The sequence below is a fragment of the Curtobacterium sp. MCSS17_008 genome (genome assembly GCF_003234185.1).
Taxonomy (GTDB): Bacteria; Actinomycetota; Actinomycetes; order Actinomycetales; family Microbacteriaceae; genus Curtobacterium.
Map to the genome: position 1 here is coordinate 78,075 of NZ_QKSM01000007.1, position 19,404 is coordinate 97,478.

The 19,404-nt window shown below is 72.7% G+C and carries 16 protein-coding genes; 11 read left to right on the top strand and 5 right to left on the bottom strand.

The features are described from left to right. Window positions 1-60: 60 nt before the first annotated feature. Window positions 61-600, top strand: a complete 540-nt coding sequence (locus tag DEJ23_RS09270; RefSeq protein ID WP_111239971.1) for a gluconokinase — start codon at window positions 61-63, stop codon at window positions 598-600. Here the strand turns inward: DEJ23_RS09270 and DEJ23_RS09275 are convergent. Continuing rightward, window positions 587-835, bottom strand: coding sequence for an SHOCT domain-containing protein (locus DEJ23_RS09275; protein ID WP_258375402.1), 249 nt, complete (start codon window positions 833-835; stop codon window positions 587-589). The two genes, DEJ23_RS09270 and DEJ23_RS09275, sit on opposite strands and share 14 nt — an antisense overlap. Before the next feature lie 215 nt (window positions 836-1,050). Here DEJ23_RS09275 and DEJ23_RS09280 point away from each other — a divergent pair, with 215 nt between their 5' ends. Together DEJ23_RS09280 and DEJ23_RS09285 are read left to right on the top strand one after the other, a co-directional pair. Continuing rightward, window positions 1,051-2,529, top strand: coding sequence for a sensor histidine kinase (locus tag DEJ23_RS09280; RefSeq protein WP_111239972.1), 1,479 nt, complete (start codon window positions 1,051-1,053; stop codon window positions 2,527-2,529). Then, complete coding sequence (locus DEJ23_RS09285) at window positions 2,526-3,209, top strand: response regulator transcription factor (RefSeq protein ID WP_258375403.1); 684 nt, start codon at window positions 2,526-2,528, stop codon at window positions 3,207-3,209. Before DEJ23_RS09280 ends, DEJ23_RS09285 begins: the two co-directional genes overlap by 4 nt. Before the next feature lie 96 nt (window positions 3,210-3,305). On the opposite strand, the gene DEJ23_RS09290 is transcribed toward DEJ23_RS09285, so the two are convergent. From DEJ23_RS09290 to DEJ23_RS09305, 4 genes are all read right to left on the bottom strand, one after another. Next, window positions 3,306-3,938 carry a class I SAM-dependent methyltransferase gene (locus DEJ23_RS09290; RefSeq protein WP_258375404.1) on the bottom strand — a complete coding sequence of 211 codons (633 nt, stop codon included), beginning with the start codon at window positions 3,936-3,938 and terminating at the stop codon, window positions 3,306-3,308. Window positions 3,939-4,051: 113 nt separating this feature from the next. Then, window positions 4,052-7,516, bottom strand: a complete 3,465-nt coding sequence (locus DEJ23_RS09295; protein ID WP_111239973.1) for an SdrD B-like domain-containing protein — start codon at window positions 7,514-7,516, stop codon at window positions 4,052-4,054. 132 nt (window positions 7,517-7,648) lie between these two features. Next, on the bottom strand, window positions 7,649-9,088 hold the full coding sequence (uxaC, locus tag DEJ23_RS09300; RefSeq protein ID WP_111239974.1) for a glucuronate isomerase: 1,440 nt from the start codon (window positions 9,086-9,088) through the stop codon (window positions 7,649-7,651). Between the two features lie 11 nt (window positions 9,089-9,099). Further along, complete coding sequence (locus DEJ23_RS09305) at window positions 9,100-10,140, bottom strand: LacI family DNA-binding transcriptional regulator (RefSeq protein ID WP_111239975.1); 1,041 nt, start codon at window positions 10,138-10,140, stop codon at window positions 9,100-9,102. A 144-nt stretch (window positions 10,141-10,284) separates the two neighbouring features. On the opposite strand from DEJ23_RS09305, the gene DEJ23_RS09310 reads away from it, so the two are divergent. From DEJ23_RS09310 to manD, 8 genes are all read left to right on the top strand, one after another. Further along, window positions 10,285-11,637: an ABC transporter substrate-binding protein gene (locus DEJ23_RS09310; protein WP_111239976.1), complete on the top strand. Its 1,353-nt coding sequence runs from the start codon at window positions 10,285-10,287 to the stop codon at window positions 11,635-11,637. Continuing rightward, window positions 11,637-12,665: a carbohydrate ABC transporter permease gene (locus DEJ23_RS09315; protein ID WP_111239977.1), complete on the top strand. Its 1,029-nt coding sequence runs from the start codon at window positions 11,637-11,639 to the stop codon at window positions 12,663-12,665. The genes DEJ23_RS09310 and DEJ23_RS09315 overlap by 1 nt, the downstream gene beginning before the upstream one ends. Then, entirely contained in the window at window positions 12,662-13,609 is a 948-nt protein-coding gene (locus DEJ23_RS09320) for a carbohydrate ABC transporter permease (RefSeq protein ID WP_111239978.1), read from the top strand. The genes DEJ23_RS09315 and DEJ23_RS09320 overlap by 4 nt, the downstream gene beginning before the upstream one ends. Before the next feature lie 78 nt (window positions 13,610-13,687). Further along, entirely contained in the window at window positions 13,688-14,524 is an 837-nt protein-coding gene (locus DEJ23_RS09325; protein WP_111239979.1) for a sugar phosphate isomerase/epimerase, read from the top strand. Further along, window positions 14,521-15,720: a Gfo/Idh/MocA family protein gene (locus DEJ23_RS09330; protein WP_111239980.1), complete on the top strand. Its 1,200-nt coding sequence runs from the start codon at window positions 14,521-14,523 to the stop codon at window positions 15,718-15,720. Before DEJ23_RS09325 ends, DEJ23_RS09330 begins: the two co-directional genes overlap by 4 nt. Further along, on the top strand, window positions 15,717-16,589 hold the full coding sequence (locus DEJ23_RS09335) for a sugar phosphate isomerase/epimerase (protein ID WP_111239981.1): 873 nt from the start codon (window positions 15,717-15,719) through the stop codon (window positions 16,587-16,589). The genes DEJ23_RS09330 and DEJ23_RS09335 overlap by 4 nt, the downstream gene beginning before the upstream one ends. Next, window positions 16,586-17,866, top strand: coding sequence for a mannitol dehydrogenase family protein (locus DEJ23_RS09340; RefSeq protein WP_111239982.1), 1,281 nt, complete (start codon window positions 16,586-16,588; stop codon window positions 17,864-17,866). Before DEJ23_RS09335 ends, DEJ23_RS09340 begins: the two co-directional genes overlap by 4 nt. After that, on the top strand, window positions 17,863-19,218 hold the full coding sequence (gene manD, locus DEJ23_RS09345; RefSeq protein WP_258375406.1) for a D-mannonate dehydratase ManD: 1,356 nt from the start codon (window positions 17,863-17,865) through the stop codon (window positions 19,216-19,218). The genes DEJ23_RS09340 and manD overlap by 4 nt, the downstream gene beginning before the upstream one ends. Window positions 19,219-19,404: the final 186 nt, after the last annotated feature.

Here is a 19,404-nt window from a genome sequence, read left to right on the forward strand (position 1 = left end):
TCGGCACGGGTGTTCCGGCAACTGGGGACGGGAAGCGGGCGACGCCCATACTGTGGAGGGATGACCGACCGCGACGTCCTCCCGCCCGTGCTCGTGATGGGGGTCTCCGGCTCCGGCAAGTCGACGATCGGCCAGGCCCTCGCCGACGCGCTCGCCGACCAGGACCAGCCGAGCACCTTCGTCGACGCCGACGACCTGCACCCCGCCGCCAACAAGGAGAAGATGCGGCACGGAACGCCGCTGACCGACGAGGACCGCTGGCCCTGGCTGGACGCGTGCGCCGCCAGGATCGCCGAGGTGCAGGCGTCGGGCCGCCGCTGCGTCATGGCCAACTCCGCCCTCAAGCGGGCCTACCGCGACCGGCTCCGGAGCGCGGCGCCCGACCTGGTCATCGCCTTCCTCGACGGCTCGCGCGAACGCATCGCCGAGCGGCAGTCCCACCGCCACCACGAGTACATGCCGACGTCACTGCTCGACTCGCAGTTCGCGACCCTCGAGCGCCCGCAGCCCGACGAGGCCGCCGTCGCGGTGTCGATCGAGGGCTCGGTCGACGACACCGTGGCGACGATCACGTCGGCACTGTCGGTCACCTCCGGCTGAGCTCCGACAGTCGCGCGCGGTACTCGTCCGCGTCGATGTCGCCGCGGGCGAAGCGGTCCGCGAGCACCGCGCGGGCGTCCGACCGCGCGCGCCAGCCGCCACGCCGCAGCACGCCGAAGACGACGAACGCCGCCAGGAACACGAGCAGGAAGAACGCGGGGAGGACAAAGAACGGGAACCCGCCGCCGTGCCCGTACGGGCCGACGGCGGCGATGGTCGAGAGAGCGGTGTGCACGATGGCCTCCTGGTCAGGTCGCGTCGCCGGTCCCGGCGACCCTCCCAGCGTCCGGCCTGGAGGCTCGTCCCGCGTCCGCCACGGAGCCCCACTCGCGGCTGCTCCCGCGGTCGTACCGCGCTCGTTCCTGCACAGATAGGTACTCCCGGGGGAGTAGTCCACAGCTCCTGCGGCCACCCGATGACGAGCTCCCGGCGCGACCATAGGCTCGGACCATGCACCGCGCCCCGACCGTCACCTCCCGGGTGGCCGACGACCGCCGCTGGGACGGTGCGGGTCGGTTCGCTCGGGTCGGCCGGGTCCTGCCGATCGCGTTGGTGCAGATCGGCGGCACGCTGCTCGCAGCACGCTTGCCCAGTGCTGCGCCCGGCGGTGCGCGGAGCGGGCCACCGTGGCTGCCGCAGGGGACCGGAGCCGCGCTGGCCGACGTGGTCCACCCGGGACCGGTCGCCATCGCGCTCCTGGTCGCCGGCGTGCTGGTCCTGCCGTGGCGGTGGCGCTGGCCGACCGTGGTCCTCGTCGCCACGCTCGCGACGACGATCGGGTACGCGCTGCTCGTCAGCCCGCGTGGGCCCTTCGTCGCCGCCCTCACCATGGCCGCGGTGAACGCCTGGATCCGCGGGCGCCGGGCGGCGGTCGTCGTGGTCCTGGGAACGGCCGCGGTCGTGCTGCCGGGCGTCGGCACCGTGCTCGGCCGGACCTCGGGGCAGAACCTCGACGCGGTCGTCCTCACGGTGGCCTGGGTCGCGGTGACACTGTCCGTCGCGGAGCTCGTCCGGGTCCGGCTCGACCGGGTCGCCGAGCGGCGGCGCCGACGGGCCGCGGCGGAGCAGGAGCGTGCTCGGGACGAGCGGGTGCGGATCGCCCGCGAACTGCACGACTCCGTGGCGCACAGCATGTCGCTCATCAACCTCCAGGCCGGGGTCGCACTCCACCTCGGTGCCGAGCTGCCCGAGCAGACCCGTCGCTCCCTCGCCGACATCCGCGACACCAGCCGCGACGCCCTGGTGGAGCTCCGCACGATCCTCGGGGTCCTGCGCTCGGTCGACGGGCACGACGGGCACGACGGGCACGACGGGCACGACGGGCACGACGAGCGGGACGGGCAGGGCGTCGCTCGCGGCGGCGACCGGTCGCATCGGACGCCGGTACCGGGGCTCGACCGACTGACCGACCTCGTCGATCGCGCACGTGCAGCCGGGATCGACCTCCAGGCCCGGGTGGACGGCGAGCCCTCGGCGCTCGACCGCACGACCGATCGCACAGCGTTCCGCATCGTGCAGGAGTCCGTGACGAACGTCATGAAGCACGCTCCCGACCACCGGGTGAGCATCGGAGTGCAGATCGGGCAGGACGTGGTCGACCTGCTCGTCGAGGACGCTCCGGCGAGCGACCGGACCGGTGACGCCGCCACGGTTCCGCCGATGCTCGGGGCGACCGGCAACGGGATCGTCGGCATGCGGGAGCGAGCGAGTGCAGTCGGCGGCATCGTCTCGGCCGGACCGACCGCGACGGGCGGCTGGCGGGTGACGGCGCGTCTGCCGGTCCTCGCTCGAGGTGCCAGCTCCGGGAGCGGCGTGTCGATCGAGGCTGCGGCGCGCGGGACGACCGCGTCCACGAAGACCGAGACCGAGACCGAGACCGAGACCGGGACCGAGACCAGGACCGGGCCTGAGACCGAGGTGCATCCGTGAACTCCACCGAGGAGACCATCCGCGTCGTGCTCGTCGACGACCAGGTGCTCATCCGCGCCGGTCTCCGCGCCCTCGTCGACGCGGAGCCGGGCATGGCCGTCGTGGGGGAGGCCGGCGACGGCGACGCCGCGGTGGAGATCGTGCGGCGGGAGCGCCCCGACGTCGTGCTCATGGACATCCGCATGCCGGGAACGGACGGTCTCGTCGCGACGCAGCGGATCTCCGCCGACCCGGAGCTCGACACCGTGCACGTCGTCATCCTCACCACCTTCGAGGAGGACGCCTACGTGTTCGAGGCGATCCGCGGCGGTGCGGCCGGCTTCCTCGTGAAGGACACCGAGCCGGCCGAGCTCCTCCGAGCGGTCCGCACCGTGCACGCGGGGGAGTCCCTGCTGTCGCCCAGAGCGACCCGCTCCCTGGTCGCCGCGTACGCCACGCACGCGAAGTCGTCCGCGCTCGCGCCGGCACTCGACGTGCTCACCGAACGAGAGCGCCAGGTGATGCAGTTGGTCGCGCTGGGTCTCACCAACGCCGAGATCGCCGAACGGCTCTTCGTCAGTCCGATGACCACGAAGACCCACGTGTCACGAGCGATGATCAAGCTCGGCGCCCGCGATCGTGCACAGCTCGTGGTCTTCGCCTACGAGACCGGACTCGTCACCCCCGGGTGGCAGCCGTGATGAGTTTCGGCGGCATCTGCGAAGTGCCGAGGTGGCAGCTGCGACGCGCACCGTCGGACGGCACCCAGGATCGGCGACGGGGGTCAACACCCGGGATCAGCGCCGTCGGGCGACCACCGCAGCGTGCGGGCGCGCTCCCACGTCCGTCCGTCGGTGCACCGCTTCGACCGTGAAGCCCGCGACGTCCAGGTCGGCCGTCATCCGGTCCACCGGCCACCGGTACGCGGTGGTCACCGCATGGTCGAACGGTTCCAGCGCCGGCCCCTCGAAGAAGCCGACGAGCAGTCCGCCGCCCGGGGCCAGGACCCGCCGGACCTCCGCGAGGGCGGCCGGCAGCCGTGCCGGTTCGTGGTGCGCGAGCGAGTACCACGTCAGGACCCCGCCGACACCACCGTCCGGCAGTCCGGTCGACTCGATCGTCCCGAGGCGGAAGTCGACCTCGGGAGCCGCAGCACGGGCGAGTGCCACGAACCGGGGGACGGGATCGAGACCGATCACGCTGTGGCCTCGGTGGGCGAGGTGTGCTGTCCAGTGGCCCGGCCCGCAGCCGGCGTCCACCACCGTGCCGGACAACCCGTCGGCCCAGTCCTCCACCAGAGCCCGGTCCTCCGGGTGGACAGCCCGCATCGATCCCAGGAGCTCGGCGTACTCGTCCGCGCGGTCGTCGTACGCCCCCACGATCCGTTCGTCTGCGCGTCCGCCGAGGGCGGCCTCCGGGTGTCGGTCCACGTGACGACGCTAGTGCCGCCCGCGGTCCTCGACCGGCGCACGGCGCGTCGAGCGGGCGGCGGCAGCGGCGGGACCGACCGTCGTACGACGACCGGTCCCGCCGACCTCCCACCTCAGTCCAGCGACCGCCGGACCCGCCGCCGCGCGGCCAGGACCGTGGCCCCGGGCACGAGCAGGGCGAGTGCCAGCACGACGGCGGCTCCGATGCTCGTCCCCGTGAACGCGAGCCGGTCGGCTCCGGCACCCGGTGCTGGGCCGGCATGCTCGGTGCTCCCCGCTCCTGCCCCGCCGGTGCCCTGACCGTGACCGCCACCAGGGCGGTCACCAGGCCGGTCCCCGTCCGACCCGCCGTCCCCGGGGCCGCCACCATCTCCCGTGTCCTCGCCGTCGCCGTCGCCCGGGTCCGTGCCCGTGACCACGATGCCGGCGTCGGTCGTCGTGTCCCGGTGGACGCCCTCGAGCGCTCCCTCCGCGTCCGTGACCCGCCCCAGGACGATCGCCTGCGTCGCTCCGTCAGCCCCCGCGTCGGAGTCGAGCGCCGGGTCGTCCCCGACGTGCTCCTCGGTGAACTCCGTACCGTCCGGTGCCGTGAACCGCACCCGGTAGTCACCCGGGCGCAGCCCGTCGAACAGGTACGCGCCCTGCTCGTCGGTCGTCGTGCGGCGCTCGACGGCGTCCCCGTGGTCATCCGTCCCGGTGAGCTCGACCGGGACGTCGCCGACACCCGGTTCGTCGTCTCCCTGCAGACCGTCGGCGTTCCGGTCGTCCCACACCCGGTCACCGACCGCTCCCGCGACCACCCGGACGGTCACCGGGTTCGACTGCACGGGCAACGCGAGGTTCGACGCCCGTAGCCCGAACCGGTCGACGTAGTGGTCGCCGTCGTGCTCGCCGCTCGTGGCGAGCGTGAGCCGGTGCGTGACGGTCTCGCCGGTCTGCATCGGCGCCGCGCGCTCGATGCGGATGGCGGTCACCGCTGCGAACGTCCCCGGGCACCCTGCGGTGCCGAGCTCGGCCTCGGTGCACCACCGTGTCGATCCGCCCGGCCGGTTGCTCGGGTCTGCGCCGTCGAGCGAGACGTCGTCGGGTGCGGCGCCGGTGTACCGGACGGTCTCCTGCCCGTCCGGGTCGGCCTGCACCGGAGCGTCGAGTCCGACCGTGCCGTGGAAGTCCGAGCCGCGGGTGTCACCGTGGTGGGGCAGCACGTCGATCAGGTCGACGTCGTCGACGGGCGTGTCGTCGGTGTTCGTGACGTCCAGGTCCCACTCGAGGTGGTCGCCGGCCACGACGACCGGTGCGGGCGTGCGCGCCTCGACCCCGACGCCGCCGGTGGTCACGACCCGCAGAGCGCGCTGCGCGGTGCGCCACCGCTCGTCAGAACGGTCGGTCGGTGCCTCGACGGTCACGGTGTTCGTGATCGACCCGGCGGGCGCCGAGCGGTCGACCCGTGCGGTGTAGGTGATCGGCGCGATCACGCTGTTCGGTTCCACGTCCGCCAGCGTCCAGGTCAGGCGCTGGTGCTGCTGTCCGTCGGCGCCCTCGACGGTGTCGACCTCGGGAACCACGGATGCGCTGTCGGCGACGTACGAGGTGTGCGCGGGCAGGACGTCGCGGACCGTGACCGTGGTCGGGTCGCCGTCGGAGAAGCCGTTGGTCAGGGTCGGCCGGACGGCGAAGTCGACCGTGTTCCCCGGCACCACGGCGTTCGTCCGGTCGGGGGTGTCACCCGCATCGTGCCCGGGGTCGACCACGGCCTTGCTGACCCGGGCCAGGTCCTCGGTGAGCACGACGCTGTCCGCCAGGCCGCCGGCTCCGAGCTCGGGGTCCTGCTGGTCGTGCAGCCAGCCGGGCCGGTGCTCGCCGAAGCGGGCGTGCGCGAAGTCGTAGGCCCGCGTGCCGTCCGCGGCACGACGGGTGGTCACCGTGGAGTACAGCCCGCCGCTCGCTCCGCCGCGCACCTCGCCGGTGACGCGCACGGCGCCGACGGCGCCGATCCCGCCCGGGACGTCCTCGGGGTGGTCGTACCAGGGGCCGTCGGCGTCGTCACAGGTGCGGACCTGTCCTGCGGCCGGTGACGTCATGTCGTAGGCGGCGTACTGCACACGGGCGTGCTCGAACCCGGACGTCCAGGCCGGTGCACGACCGCCGACCGCGGTGAGACGCTGGGTCCGTCGGTCGAAGGTGTCACAGAGCGCAGCGTCGTCGTACGGCGCGAGCCCGGTGTTCGTCATGCCGACGTCACTGCGCAGCAGGGTGCCGCCGGTCGCCCAGGGGTCGCCCTCCTTGGCGGACCCGGCGGTGACGGTCGAGCCGTCGCCGCCGAGGCGCCACAAGCGCTTCCACGCGGTTCCGGGGCCCAGTTCGACGAGGTTCCGGGTCGCACTGTTGTCGGCGGCGGGCTCGGTGCCGCCGGGGAAGTTCGGCGCCCCGCTGACCGAGGTGGTCTGCAGGGGGGTGAACGTGTTCACCGAGTCGACGGACGTCGGCGGGGCGGGCGTCGGCATCCAGAAGGAGATCCACCCGCTGACGACGTAGGCCTTCGCGCCGCCGCTGACCGGACCGCCGGTGACGCTGTGACCGGGAACCCGCGCCGCGTCGGTGACGGCGCCGTGGATCGTCACGTCGACGTCCTTCCCCGGGCCGGACTGCGTGCAGGTGATCGTGCCGGAGTCGGCGACCGCGCGGTCACCGCCGCCGCGTCCGCCGGGCAGGCCGCCGAACTGCACGCCGTCCTCGCCGTTCCGACCGCACGCAGGACGACCGTCGTTCCACAGCACCGCACCGGACGGCCGGTCGCCGAGCAGGTGCGACAGGTCGTCCCGGAACACCATGTCGCCGGTGCTCCGCTCGAAGCCGAGCAGACCCTGCCCGGACACGACGGGCTGCCAGTCCACCGTGATCGGGTACAGCAGCTGGACCCCCGGAGTGCCGTCCGGGCCGGGGACGTCGGTGCGGAGGACGGAGCCGACAGCGGTCTTGCTGAGGTTGTAGCGAGCTGCAGCCGACACCGTGGTGGTCGCCGACGTGACCGGTGCGGTCTCCGCTGCGTCCGCCGCGGTCGCGGTGCCGGTGACCGCGATGCGGTCACCGTTCCGCAGGTCGCCGGAGACGTCGAGCACGACGGGCACGGCCACGACGTGGCCCTCCGGCACGTCGCCGAGGTGGCAGGTGAGCCGCTGCCCCTCGATCCCCGAGGCGGGGGCGTGGCACGCGAGCGGGACCTCCGCCCAGCTCGTGCCCGCCGGGGCCTCGAGCACGAAGCGTTCGTCGTGCGCGGTCCCGCTGCCGGCGTTGACGGTGACGCGGTAGGTGACGGCGTCACGGGTCCGGACGACCCCGTTCGCCGGTCCGCTGTCGCCTCCCGGCGGGTCGTCCGGGGTGAACGGACCGCGGCCGTCCGCCGCGACCTCGATCGCAAGGCCGACGGTCGTCGACGGTGTCGCGGCACGGGGCGGGGGTGAACCACCGGCACCGGCACCGGCGGCGGTGGTGGCCGCCGCGGGCACGGCGGGCGTGAGCAGGACCACGAGTGCGGCGAGGGCCGCAGCGGCCCGGGCGGACGACGGACGACGGGACATGGTGCTCCTCGGTCAGGCATGCAGGACGCACCACCCTGACCGGATCTTGGCACCGGCACCGAATTTTCTGCATGTCATATACGGACATGCCGCGTCACTGCCGGAAGCTGCCCTCCCTCCGGAGACCGGTCGTCACAGCTTGAAGGTCGCCCGCGGGATGTCCGACACGATCCGCTGCGCGGTGCGGACGGCGTCCTCCTCCGACAGCTGGTGCGTCACCACGAGCGACGCCAGGTACGCCGCGTCCGCCCGCCGGGCCATGTCGTGCCGGGCGGGGATCGAGCAGTACGCCCGGGTGTCGTCGATGAAGCCCGAGGTCTTCGTGAACCCCGCGGAGTCCGTGACGGCCGCCCGGTACCGCCCGATGGCCGCCGGGGTGTCGATGAACCACCACGGGGCTCCGGCGTACACGGCCGGGTAGAACCCGGCGAGCGGTCCGATCTCCCGCGAGAACACGGTCTCGTCGACGGTGAAGAGCACGAGGTGGAACCCGGGCACGGTGCCGAAGGCCTCGAGCAGCGGGCGGAGCGGCTCCGTGAACGCGCCCACCGCGGGCAGGTCGTGCCCGGTGTCGGGACCGAAGCGCTCGAGCGTGGGCGAGTGGTGGTTCCGGATCACGCCCGGGTGCAGTTGCATGACGAGGCCGTCGTCGACGCTCATCTCGGCCCACCGGAAGAGCATGTCGTGCCGGTACGCCGTCGCGTCCGCCGCGGAGACCGACGACGGGTCGCGGAGCGCCGCCGCGTGGATGCGCTCGCGCTCCACCGCGGGCAGCGGCGTCGACCCCGCGTCGAGCACCCCGGTGTCCGTCGCGGTCGCGCCGTGCTCGATGAAGTACTGCCGGCGTGCGCGCAGTGCCGCCAGCAGCCCGTCGTGCGTCCCCGTGTCGATGCCGGCGGCCTCGCCGATCGACGCGACCACGTGCCTCCAGTCCGGTCGCGACGGGTCGAAGACCGCGTCCGCCCGGAACGTGGGGAGCACCCGACCGGTGAACGTCGGGTCGTCGGCGAGCCGCGCGTGTGCCGCGAGGTCGTCCGTGGGGCCGTCCGTGGTCGCGAGCACGTCGATGCCGAAGGTGTCGAACAGTGCGCGCGGTCGGAGCGCCGGGGTCGTCAGCAGGCCGGCGATCCGGTCGTACTGCTCGTCCGCGTTCGCGGCCGACGGCTGCTCCGTCAGCCCGAACACGTCGTGCAGCTCCGTCTCGAACCAGTACCGGACGGGGGTCCCGGCGAAGTCCTCCCAGTGCTCGGCGAGCCGTCGCCAGACCTCGCGGCCGGGAGGCGCGGGGTGCGTCCCCGACAGGTCGACGCGACCCAGCGCCTCCAGTCCGACACCGTTCGCGTGCAGGAGTCGCAGGACGTAGTGGTCCGGCGTGACGAGGAGCGCCGCGGGGTCCGGGAACGGCTGGTCGTCCGCGATGAGCGCCGCGTCGACGTGGCCGTGGGGGGAGATGATCGGTGCGTCCCGGACCGCTTCGTAGACGGTCCGGGCGACCGCGCGGGCGCCGGGGTCGGCGGGGAGCAGCCGGTCGGGGTGCGGTGCCAGTGCGGTGGTCGTGGTGGTGGGGGTCATCGTCGACTCCTTCAGGTGGGGCGGACCGGTGCCGGTCCGGTGGACTCGCGGACGGTCAGGTGGGTGGGCAGTGCGACGGCACCGGACATCTGCTCGCCGGGCAGCTCGTCGGCGGGGATCGCGCCGAGTCGTCCGAGCAGCATCCGGATCGCGACCCGGCCGGCCCGCTCGATGGGCGACGTCATGGTCGTGAGCGGTGGGTTGCAGAAGTCGGCACCGAAGATGTCGTCGCAGCCCACGACGCTCATGTCCTCGGGGACGCGGACGCCCCGCTCCCGCAGCCGGGCGAGCATGCCGATCGCGATGAGGTCGTTGAACGCGATGCAGGCGGTGGCGCCGGCGTGGACGGCGGCGTCCGCCGCGGCCGCGCCGGAGTCGACGAACGGCGCGTGCGGACCGATCCGGGCGACCCGCACGCCCAACCGCTTGGCGACCCGCACGAGTGCCCGCCACCGACGTTCGTTCGACCACGAGCTGTCGGGCCCGGCGACGTACAGCACGTCGCGGTGGCCGAGGGACACCAGGTGCTGCACGGCCTGCTCGACCCCGCCGGGCGTGTCGATGAGCACGGAGGGCACGCCGGTCGGTCGGCGGTTCACGACGACGAGCGGCGTGCGCTCGGCGAACCGGGCGATCTGCGTGTCGGACAGACGGGACGCCGTGAGCACCGCACCGTCGGCCTTCCCGGCGATGGCGCTGAGCGCGGCCATCTCGGCGTCGGCGGACTCCTCCGTGTCGACGAGCAGCTGGGTCCACCCCGCAGCGGCGAGCTGGTGCTGCGTGCCGCGGATGACGTCGAAGTAGAAGGGGTTCGTGATGTCCGACACCAGGACGGCCACCGCGCGGGTCCGGCCGGACGTCAGCGCCCGCGCCTGCGAGTTCGGGACGTAGCCGAGCTCGCGGGCGGCCTGCTGGATGCGCTCCTGCGTCGCACGGTTCACCCGGTCGGGCAGGGACAGCGCACGCGACACGGTCGAGGGTGCGACGCCGGTCGCGTCGGCGATGTCCCGGATCGTCACCCGCCGTGCGGCGTCGGTGCCTGCGCTGCTCACGAGCCGAAGCTAGGCCGCAATGGCAACAAGTGGCAACCGGTTGCCGGTTGTTGCCACGGACGGGACAGTGGGTGCCACGCCGGCAGCGCCGCCGACGTCCCGGGCAGTGTCGCCCGGTGGAGGTGTCGAGGAGGAACCCCCCGCATGAGCACAGCAAGACGCAGGTCCCGCGTCCTGGTCGGTGCCGCCGTCGTCGCCGTCGCCGCCCTCTCGCTGCAGGGGTGCGCGATCGTGGACGGCAGCGGCGACGACCCGGACACCCTCCGCGTGATGATGGGCGCGGACACGACGTACCCGGAGGAACGCAAGCAGTGGCAGCAGGAGACCGCTGCCGAGTTCGAGCGGACGACGGGGGCGGACATCCAGTGGGAGACGTACTCCTCGCCGCAGGAGGAACTCACCGCCATCCAGACGAGCGTCATCTCCGGGCAGGGTCCCGACGTGTACGCGATCGGCACGACGTTCACCCCGACCGCCTACGCCACCGGCGCCTTCGTCGAGCTGGGCAGCGAGGAGTGGGACGCGGTCGGCGGCAAGGACCAGTTCGCGCCGGCCTCCCTCGGCATCTCCGGCCCGAGCACGTCCGAGCAGATCGGGATCCCGTTCGCCAGCCGGCCCTTCGTGATGGCCGTGAACACCGAGCTCCTCCAGCGCGCCGGTATCGACGAGCTGCCGACCACGTGGGACGAGCTCACCGAGGACGCCCGGAGGACGACCGGTGACGGGACGTACGGCATGGCGGTCGCCTACGCCGACGGCTTCGATCCGTGGAAGTTCGTGTGGGGGATGGCGCAGAACGCCGGCAACACGATCGTCGACGGTGGGAAGGCGGAACTCGACGCCCCCGCGGTCGAGCAGGCGTACCGGACCTACTTCGACTGGGTGACGCAGGACGGCGTGGTCGACCCGGCCGCCATCGGCTGGAACAACGCCCAGGCCCTCGCACGGTTCGCCGACGGCAAGGCCGCCTTCTTCCCGATGACGACGACGACCTCGCTCAACTCGCTCGAGGGCTCCGCCGTCGACGGGAAGTACGAGTACGCCCTGCTGCCCACCGTCCCGCCGGGCGCCACCGAGCGCCCCGCCGACGGCATCGAGGCGGCGAGCATCCTGTCCGGCGACAACCTCGTCGTCGCCGACTACGGGTCGAAGCAGGACCTGTCGTTCGAGTTCGTCAGGCAGGTGTCCTCGCCCGAGGCGCAGGAACGGTACTTCGAGCTGTTCGGGCAGCTGCCGACGAACACCACCGCGGCCGACCGGATCGCCGAGCAGAACCCGGACCTCGCCCCGATCGTCCGCGCCGGCGAGCTGTCGAAGCCCACCGCCTTCACCGGCGCGTGGTCCGACGTGCAGCTCTCGCTCGTCGACGTCGTCGTGCAGTCGATCCCGTCGCTGAAGAGCGGCGAGGTCACCGACGACCAGCTCCGGGAACGCCTCGCCGCGGCGCAGCGGGACGCCCAGGCCACGCTCGACCGCCAGAAGAACGGAGGGCTGTGATGACCACCACGCAGACCCGGCCCCGCCAGGAGACCCCACGCGAGGTCCGACCGCACGGGAAGACCCCCCTGTACAAGCGCGAGCGTCCCCTCTGGATGCTCCTGCCCGGCGGCGTCCTCATGCTCGCCGTCATCGTCGTCCCGCTGCTCGTCGGCGTGTACATCGCGATGCTCGACCTCGACCAGTACACGCTCCGCCAGTGGTTCAGCGCCCCGTTCGTCGGCCTGACGAACTTCGTCGAGGCCTTCACGGACTCGCCACTGCTCCACTCGATCTGGATCTCGGTGTCCCTGTCGGTCCTCGTGACCGCCGTCACCGTGCCGATCGGCGTCGCCGCGGCGATCTCGACGCAGAACCGCTTCCCGGGGCGCGGACTCGTCCGGTCGATCTACCTCATCCCGTACGTGCTGCCCGCCTTCGTCGTGGGCACGTTCTTCCGCACGATGCTCCAGCCGCAGGGGGTCGTGAACACCGTCTTCGGCGCGGACGTCCTCTGGCTCAACGGCTCGGCGTCCTACTGGGCGCTCGCCGGCGTGATGATCTGGACGAGCTGGCCGTTCGTCTACCTGCTGTCCCTCGCCGGACTGCAGGCGGTCGACAACGAGGTGCACGAGGCCGCGGCGCTCGACGGCGTGACGTGGTGGGCGAAGCTCCGGTACATCGTCTTCCCGTACCTCCGCGGCCCGCTCTCGCTCGCGGTGATCATCTCGATCCTGCACAACATCAACAACTTCACGTTGCCGTTCGTGCTCTTCGGGATCCCGCTGCCCTCGAGCGTCGAGGTGATGCCCGTCCTGACGTACATCGCGAGCTTCCAGTCGTTCCGGTTCGGCCTGTCCGCGGCCATGGCGATCTGCTCGCTCGTGATCGTCGCCGTCCCGCTGTTCGTCTACCTGCGAGCGGTCAAGCTCGACACCGGTGACGACGCCGGACCCACCCGCAAGCAACGCCGCGCGGACCGGGCGACGCTCGACACCGCGGCCCTGGCCGCCCCCGCCGCCGCCGACATCGAGGGAGCCCGCGCATGAGCGCCTTCACCCAGACCCGCACCCGTCCGACGTCGACGCTCACCGAGAGCATCACCGCCGGCAGCGGGAAGCGGCCGAAGCGGCCCTACGACACCGACGTCACCCGGCTCCTGCCGCGCTGGCTGCTCGTCGTCGTGATCGCCGTGCTCATCGCCTTCATCGCCGCCCCGGTGCTCTACATCCTGTTCGGCTCCGTGAACTCCGACGTCGCGGTCGCCCGCGGCGAGTACTTCCCGTCCGAGTTCACCCTGTCGAACTACGTCGCGATCTGGGACACCGTCGCACTCGGTCAGGGCCTGGTGAACTCGCTCCTCACGGCCGGTGCGGTCGCGGTCGCGAGCGCCGCGCTCGCCGTCTCCACCGCCTACGTGCTCGTCCGGTTCCGGTTCCTCGGCCGCCTGACGATCCTCCGCGGGCTCCTCGCCCTGCAGTCGATCCCCGGCACGCTCCTGCTCCTGCCCGTGTTCGTCGTGTTCTCGAACATCGCCAGCGCGACGGGCGTGCAGATCATCGGGACCCGCTGGGGCCTCTTCGTCACCTACCTGACGTTCGCCCTGCCGTTCTCGACCTGGGTCATGGTCACGTACCTGCGAGGTCTGCCGAAGGAGCTCGAGGAGGCCGCCCGCATCGACGGCGCGTCGAGTGGACGCATCCTGCGGAGCGTCGTCCTCCCGCTGTCGTGGCCCGGCATCGTCGTCTCGGCGATCTTCGCGTTCCTGCTCGGCTGGAACGACGTCCTGTTCAGCACGATCATGACGACCCCGAACACGCGCACCGTCGCCGTGGTGCTGCAGGTGCTCGGCACGACGCAGGAGGGCGGCGCCGTGCCGATCTACGGCCAGATGATGGCCGCCTCGATCGTCTGCGCGGTGCCGGTCGTCGCGCTCTACCTCATCTTCCAGCGCTACCTGGTCGGCGGGCTGACCGCCGGTTCCGTCAAGTAGCCAACGCAACCAGACGACGGACGGGAGGCACGTCGTGGCCCCGCCACGCGCCTCCCGTCCGACACAGGAAGGAACGCAATGACCCAGCCAACGTGGGAGCTCTCCGGCTTCGGGGACGAGATCGACGCCGACCCGGCGGTCCAGGTCGCCGTGCTGCAGGCGCTCGGCGCCTCCGCGATCGAGGTCCGGAGCGCCTGGGGGACCAACGTCGTCGAGCTCGACGACGACCAGCTCGCCGCTCTCCACCGCCTGCTCGAGGAACGCGGGCAGACCGTCTCCGCGATCGCCTCGCCGATCGGGAAGGTCGTCGTCGACCAGCCCGTCGAGCACGAGGTCGAGCGGCTCGGCCGTGCAGTCGCGGCCGCGCACGCCCTCGGCACCACGAACATCCGGATCTTCTCGTTCTACGCCGACGGCCGCTCGCCGGACGAGGTCCGCGACGACGTGCTCGTCCGGATGCGCGCGCTCGCCGACCTCGCCGAGCGCGAGGGGGTGACGCTGCTGCACGAGAACGAGAAGGACATCTACGGCGACGTCCCCTCCCGTGTGCTCGACATCGTCGAGTCGGTCGGCTCGTCCTCGCTGCGGCTGGCGTGGGACAACGCCAACTACGTCCAGTGCGGCGTCCGGCCGTTCAGCGACGGGTGGGCGCAGCTCGCCCCGTACGTCGACTACCTGCAGGTCAAGGACGCCCTCGCCGCGGACTCGTCCGTCGTCCCGGCGGGGGAGGGCGACGGCGAACTGCTGGAGACGCTCACCGCCCTCCGCGACGCCGGGTACGCCGGGTACGCCTCGCTCGAACCGCACCTGGCCGACGTCAACAGCCTGGGCGGGTTCTCCGGGCCCGCCGCCTTCGGCCGCGCCGGCCGCGCCTTCCGTTCCCTCACCGACCAGATCGGAGTCACCCTGCGATGACCACCCCACTGAAGCTGGCAGTCGTCGGCGCCGGCGTCATCGGACGCCACCACGCCCGCGTCGCCGTGCAGCACGACGACCTCGACGTCGTCGCGCTCGTCGACGCCGTCCCCGCAGCCGCCGCGAGCGCGGCCGACGAGGTCGAGGCGATGGGCGTCGCGCGACCGATCACCACCGAGACCATCGAGCAGGCGATCGCCGCCACCGACGTCGACGTCGTCGCGATCTGCTCGCCCTCCGGCATGCACGTGCAGCTGGCCGAGGCGGCGCTCGTCGCGGGCAAGCACGTCGTCATCGAGAAGCCACTCGACACGACGATGCCGCGAGCACGGTCGATCGCGGCGCTCGCCGCCGCCGGACGCGAACGCGGGCTCGTCACGAGCGTCATCAGCCAGCACCGCTTCGACCCGGCCTCGGTGGCCGTCGCCGGAGCCGCGCACGGCGGGGACTTCGGCACGGTGACCTCGGGCGTCGCGAGCGTCGCCTGGTACCGCTCGCAGGGCTACTACGACTCCGGGGACTGGCGCGGCACCTGGGTGCTCGACGGCGGCGGTGCGGTGATGAACCAGGGTGTGCACACCGTCGACCTGCTCGTCTGGGCGCTCGGTCGTCCCGAGGAGATCTCGGCGCAGGTCGGGCTCCTCGCCCACGACCGCATCGAGGTCGAGGACACCGCGGTCGCGACCGTCCGGTTCCGCGGCGGGGCGCTCGGCGTGATCCACTGCACGACGGCCGCGTACCCCGGGCTGTCGGCGCGCTACGCGGTCTACGGCACGCACGGCTCGGCGATCGTCGACGACGACCGGCTCGCGTACTTCCACGTCGCGCCGGACACCGCGACGCTCGAGTCGGCGTCGACCACCGCGAACGCCACCGCGGTCGCCGACGCCGTCGACCAGAAGGACGAGGTCGTGCCGCCCGAGCACGTCGTCGGCGGCCCGGCCGAGCCCGACCACTTCGCCGCTGGGCACGCGCGCCAGTACACCGACATCGTCGCCGCGATCCGCCAGGGCCGCGACCCGGGCGTGACGGTCGACGACGCCCTGGTGTCGCTCGCCACCGTCCGCGGCCTGTACGTCAGCGCGACGCTCGGGCAGCCCGTCCGGATCGACGACGTCATCGAGGGCGAGTACGACGACGTGGTGCCGGTCGTCGGCACCCGGTCCACCGCCACCGCAGAGGGAGTCGCCCGATGAAGTTCTCCGTGTTCACCGCCTCCACCCCCGACTGGACCCCGTCCGAGGCCGCGACGACCCTGGCGGCGCAGGGCTGGGACGGCATCGAGTGGCGCGTCGTCGACGACCGCACCGAGGACGGCTCGTCCGGCTTCTGGGCCGGCAACCGCTCGACGTGGCAGTACACCGGCATCGAGGACCGGGTCGGCGAGATCGCCCGCACCACCGACGCCGCGGGCCTGGAGTACTCGGGCATCGGCGGGTACCAGCCGGTGTCCGACCACGAGGGCGTCGAGACGATGCTCCGGGTGACGAGCGAACTCGGCGCACGTCAGGTGCGTGTGACCATGCCCTGGTACCAGCGCGAGCGGGAGCGCACCCGCGCCACCTACGGCGAGCTCTTCGACCGCACGCGCGCCGACCTCGAGTGGGCGGCGGCGCGCGCGGCCGACCTCGGCGTCAAGGCGCTCGTCGAGCTGCACCACATGACGATCACGCCGTCCGCGTCCGCGGCGCTCCGGCTCGTCGACGGCCTCGACCCCGAGCACGTCGGCGTGATCCACGACCTCGGCAACCTCGTGATCGAGGGGCAGGAGGACCACCTCGCCGCGTTCGAGCTCCTCGGGCCGTACCTCGCGCACGCCCACGTCAAGAACGCCCGCTGGGTCGACACCGGCGAGACGCGCGCCGACGGCAGCCGGATCTGGCGGAACGAGTGGGCGCCCCTCCGTGACGGCCAGGCCTCGGTGTCCGAGTACCTCGACGCCCTGCGCCAGCACGGCTACGACGGCTGGGTCACCATCGAGGACTTCTCGACCGACCTGCCGCTCGCCGAGCGCACCGCCGACAACCTGGCGTACCTGCGCTCGCTCGTCCCGGTGGCGGCATGAGCCGTCGTCCGGGCATCGTGCACCTCGGGATCGGTGCGTTCGCGCGCGCCCACCTCGCCTGGTACCTCCAGCACACCGGTGGCGAGCCGTGGGGCATCACCGCCTTCACCGGTCGGTCACCGGCCGCGGCGGAGGCGCTCGCCGCGCAGGACTGCCGGTACACGCTCGTGACCCGCGCGGTCGACGGCGACACCGCCGAGGTGGTCGACACGATCGTGGCGGCCCACCCGGGCAGCGACGAGACGGCCTGGAGGCACCTGGTCGCGTCACCGGACACGACCATCGTGACGCTGACGGTCACCGAGGCCGGCTACCGCGCCGACTCCGACGTGCCGGCCCGGCTGGTCGACGGGCTCGCCGCCCGCCGGGCCGCCGACGGAGGGCGGATCGCCCTGGTGTCGCTCGACAACCTGACGCACAACGGCGACGTGCTCCGTGACGCCGTGCTGTCCGCCGCGTCCGACCCCGCGCTGTCTGCGTGGATCGACGAGCACGTCACGTTCCCCTCGTCGATGGTCGACCGGATCACCCCCGCGACGACGGCCGACGACGTCACGCGGCTGGCGGAGCTGCCCGGGGCGCTCGACGGCGACCGGGTGCCGGTGGTCACCGAGCCGTTCGTCGAGTGGGTGCTCGAGGACGCCTTCGACGGCATCGACCGCCCCGCGTGGGAGACCGCGGGCGTCCGGCTGGTCGCCGACGTCACGCCGTACGAGCAGCGGAAGCTCTGGCTCCTCAACGGTGCGCACTCGCTCCTGGCGTACCTCGGACTGCTGCGGGGGTACGAGACCGTCGCGTCCGCGGTGGTCGACCCCGTGTGCCGCGCCGCCGTCGACGCGCTCTGGGACGAGGCAGCCGCGGAGCTCCCCCTGCCGGACGACGAGGTCGCCGCTGCCCGGGCCGCGCTGCTCGAGCGGTTCGGCAACCCGCGCATCCGGCACACCCTGCGCCAGATCGCGTCCGGGGGCTCGCAGAAGCTGCCCGTCCGCGTCGTCGACGTGCTGCGCCGCCGGTTCGACCGCGATCCGGACGCGGGCGTCGGTCCGGGAGCCGCCACCCTCCTGGCCTCCTGGTGGCTGCACTGCACGACGCAGCCCGACCTCGTGACCGACGCCGGCGCGCCCGGGCCAGACTCGGACGTGCACGACGTCCTCGCCGTGATCGCGCCCGATCTCGACACCCCCACCGTGGTCGCCGCCGTCACCGCGGCGGCCGACCGCATCCGCACCGCCGCGGCACCTGCGCGCGGCACCGTCGACGAAGGAGTCCACGCATGACCGACACCGGCACCACGAACCCGGCCGCGCCCGTCCCCGGAGCAGGCGACGAGGGCGCGGCGACGGATCCGACCGCCGGCCGCCCGGACACCTGGGCCTCGACGGACCGCGGGCAGCTGATCGACCGGGCCGAGGTGATCGTCACGAGCCCGGACCGGAACTTCGTCACGCTGCGGATCACCACCGTCGACGGTGTCACGGGCCTCGGCGACGCGACCCTGAACGGCCGCGAGCTCGCCGTGGCCGCGTACCTGTCCGAGCACGTCGTGCCGCTGCTCGCGGGCCGTGACGCCAGCCGCATCGAGGACGCCTGGCAGTTCCTCTACCGGTCGTCGTACTGGCGTCGGGGCCCGGTGACCATGGCGGCGATCGCCGCCGTGGACATGGCGCTCTGGGACGTCAAGGCCAAGGTCGCCGGGATGCCGCTCTACCAACTGCTCGGTGGCGCGTCACGGACCGGGCTCATGGCGTACGGGCACGCGTCGGGCAAGGAGCTGCCCGAGCTGTTCGACTCGATCCGCGAGCACCAGGCGGAGGGCTACCGCTCCATCCGCGTGCAGACCGGGGTGCCCGGGCTCGAGAGCATCTACGGCATCGCCTCGAACAAGACCACCGAGGGCAACGCCGGCGTCCGCTACGACTTCGAGCCCGCGCAGCGCGGGGCGTACCCGGCGATGGAGGACTGGGACACCCGCGCGTACCTGCGCCACGTGCCGACCGTCTTCGAGGCCGTCCGCAACGAGTTCGGCCCCGAGCTGCCGCTGCTGCACGACGGCCACCACCGGATGACGCCGCTGCAGGCCGCGAAGCTCGGCAAGTCCCTGGAGCCGTACGACCTGTTCTGGCTCGAGGACTGCACCCCCGCCGAGAACCAGGAGGCGCTCAAGCTCGTCCGCCAGCACACCACGACGCCGCTGGCGATCGGCGAGGTGTTCAACACGATCTGGGACTTCAAGGACATCATCCGCGACCAGCTCATCGACTACGTCCGCGGCGCCGTGACCCACATGGGAGGCGTCACCCCGCTGCGGAAGACGATGGACTACGCGGCGATGTACCAGGTCAAGTCCGGGTTCCACGGGCCGACGGACATCTCTCCGGTGGGGCTCGCAGCGCAGATGCACCTCGGTGTGGCGATCCACAACTTCGGCATCCAGGAGTACATGCAGCACGGGCCGAGGACGAACCAGGTGTTCCACCAGACGTTCACCTTCACGGACGGCTACCTGCACCCGGGCGACGAACCGGGCCTCGGGGTGACGCTCGACGTCGACGAGGCGGGGAAGTACCCGTACGAGCAGGCGTACCTGCCGTTCAACCGCCTGGCCGACGGCACCGTCCACGACTGGTAGTCCCGCGTGGAGCGCCGGCGGAGGGCCGCGCCGCTCCGCCCCGCGAGGTCCGCTCCGCCCCGTTCCGCGAGGTCCGCCGCGCGAGCACCGCATTGATGGAGCAGACGATGTCGGGTGCGCTCGGTCCACCCGACGTCGTCTGCTCCATCGTGGACCGAGTCGGACGGCCGGCGGGCATGCTGGGGG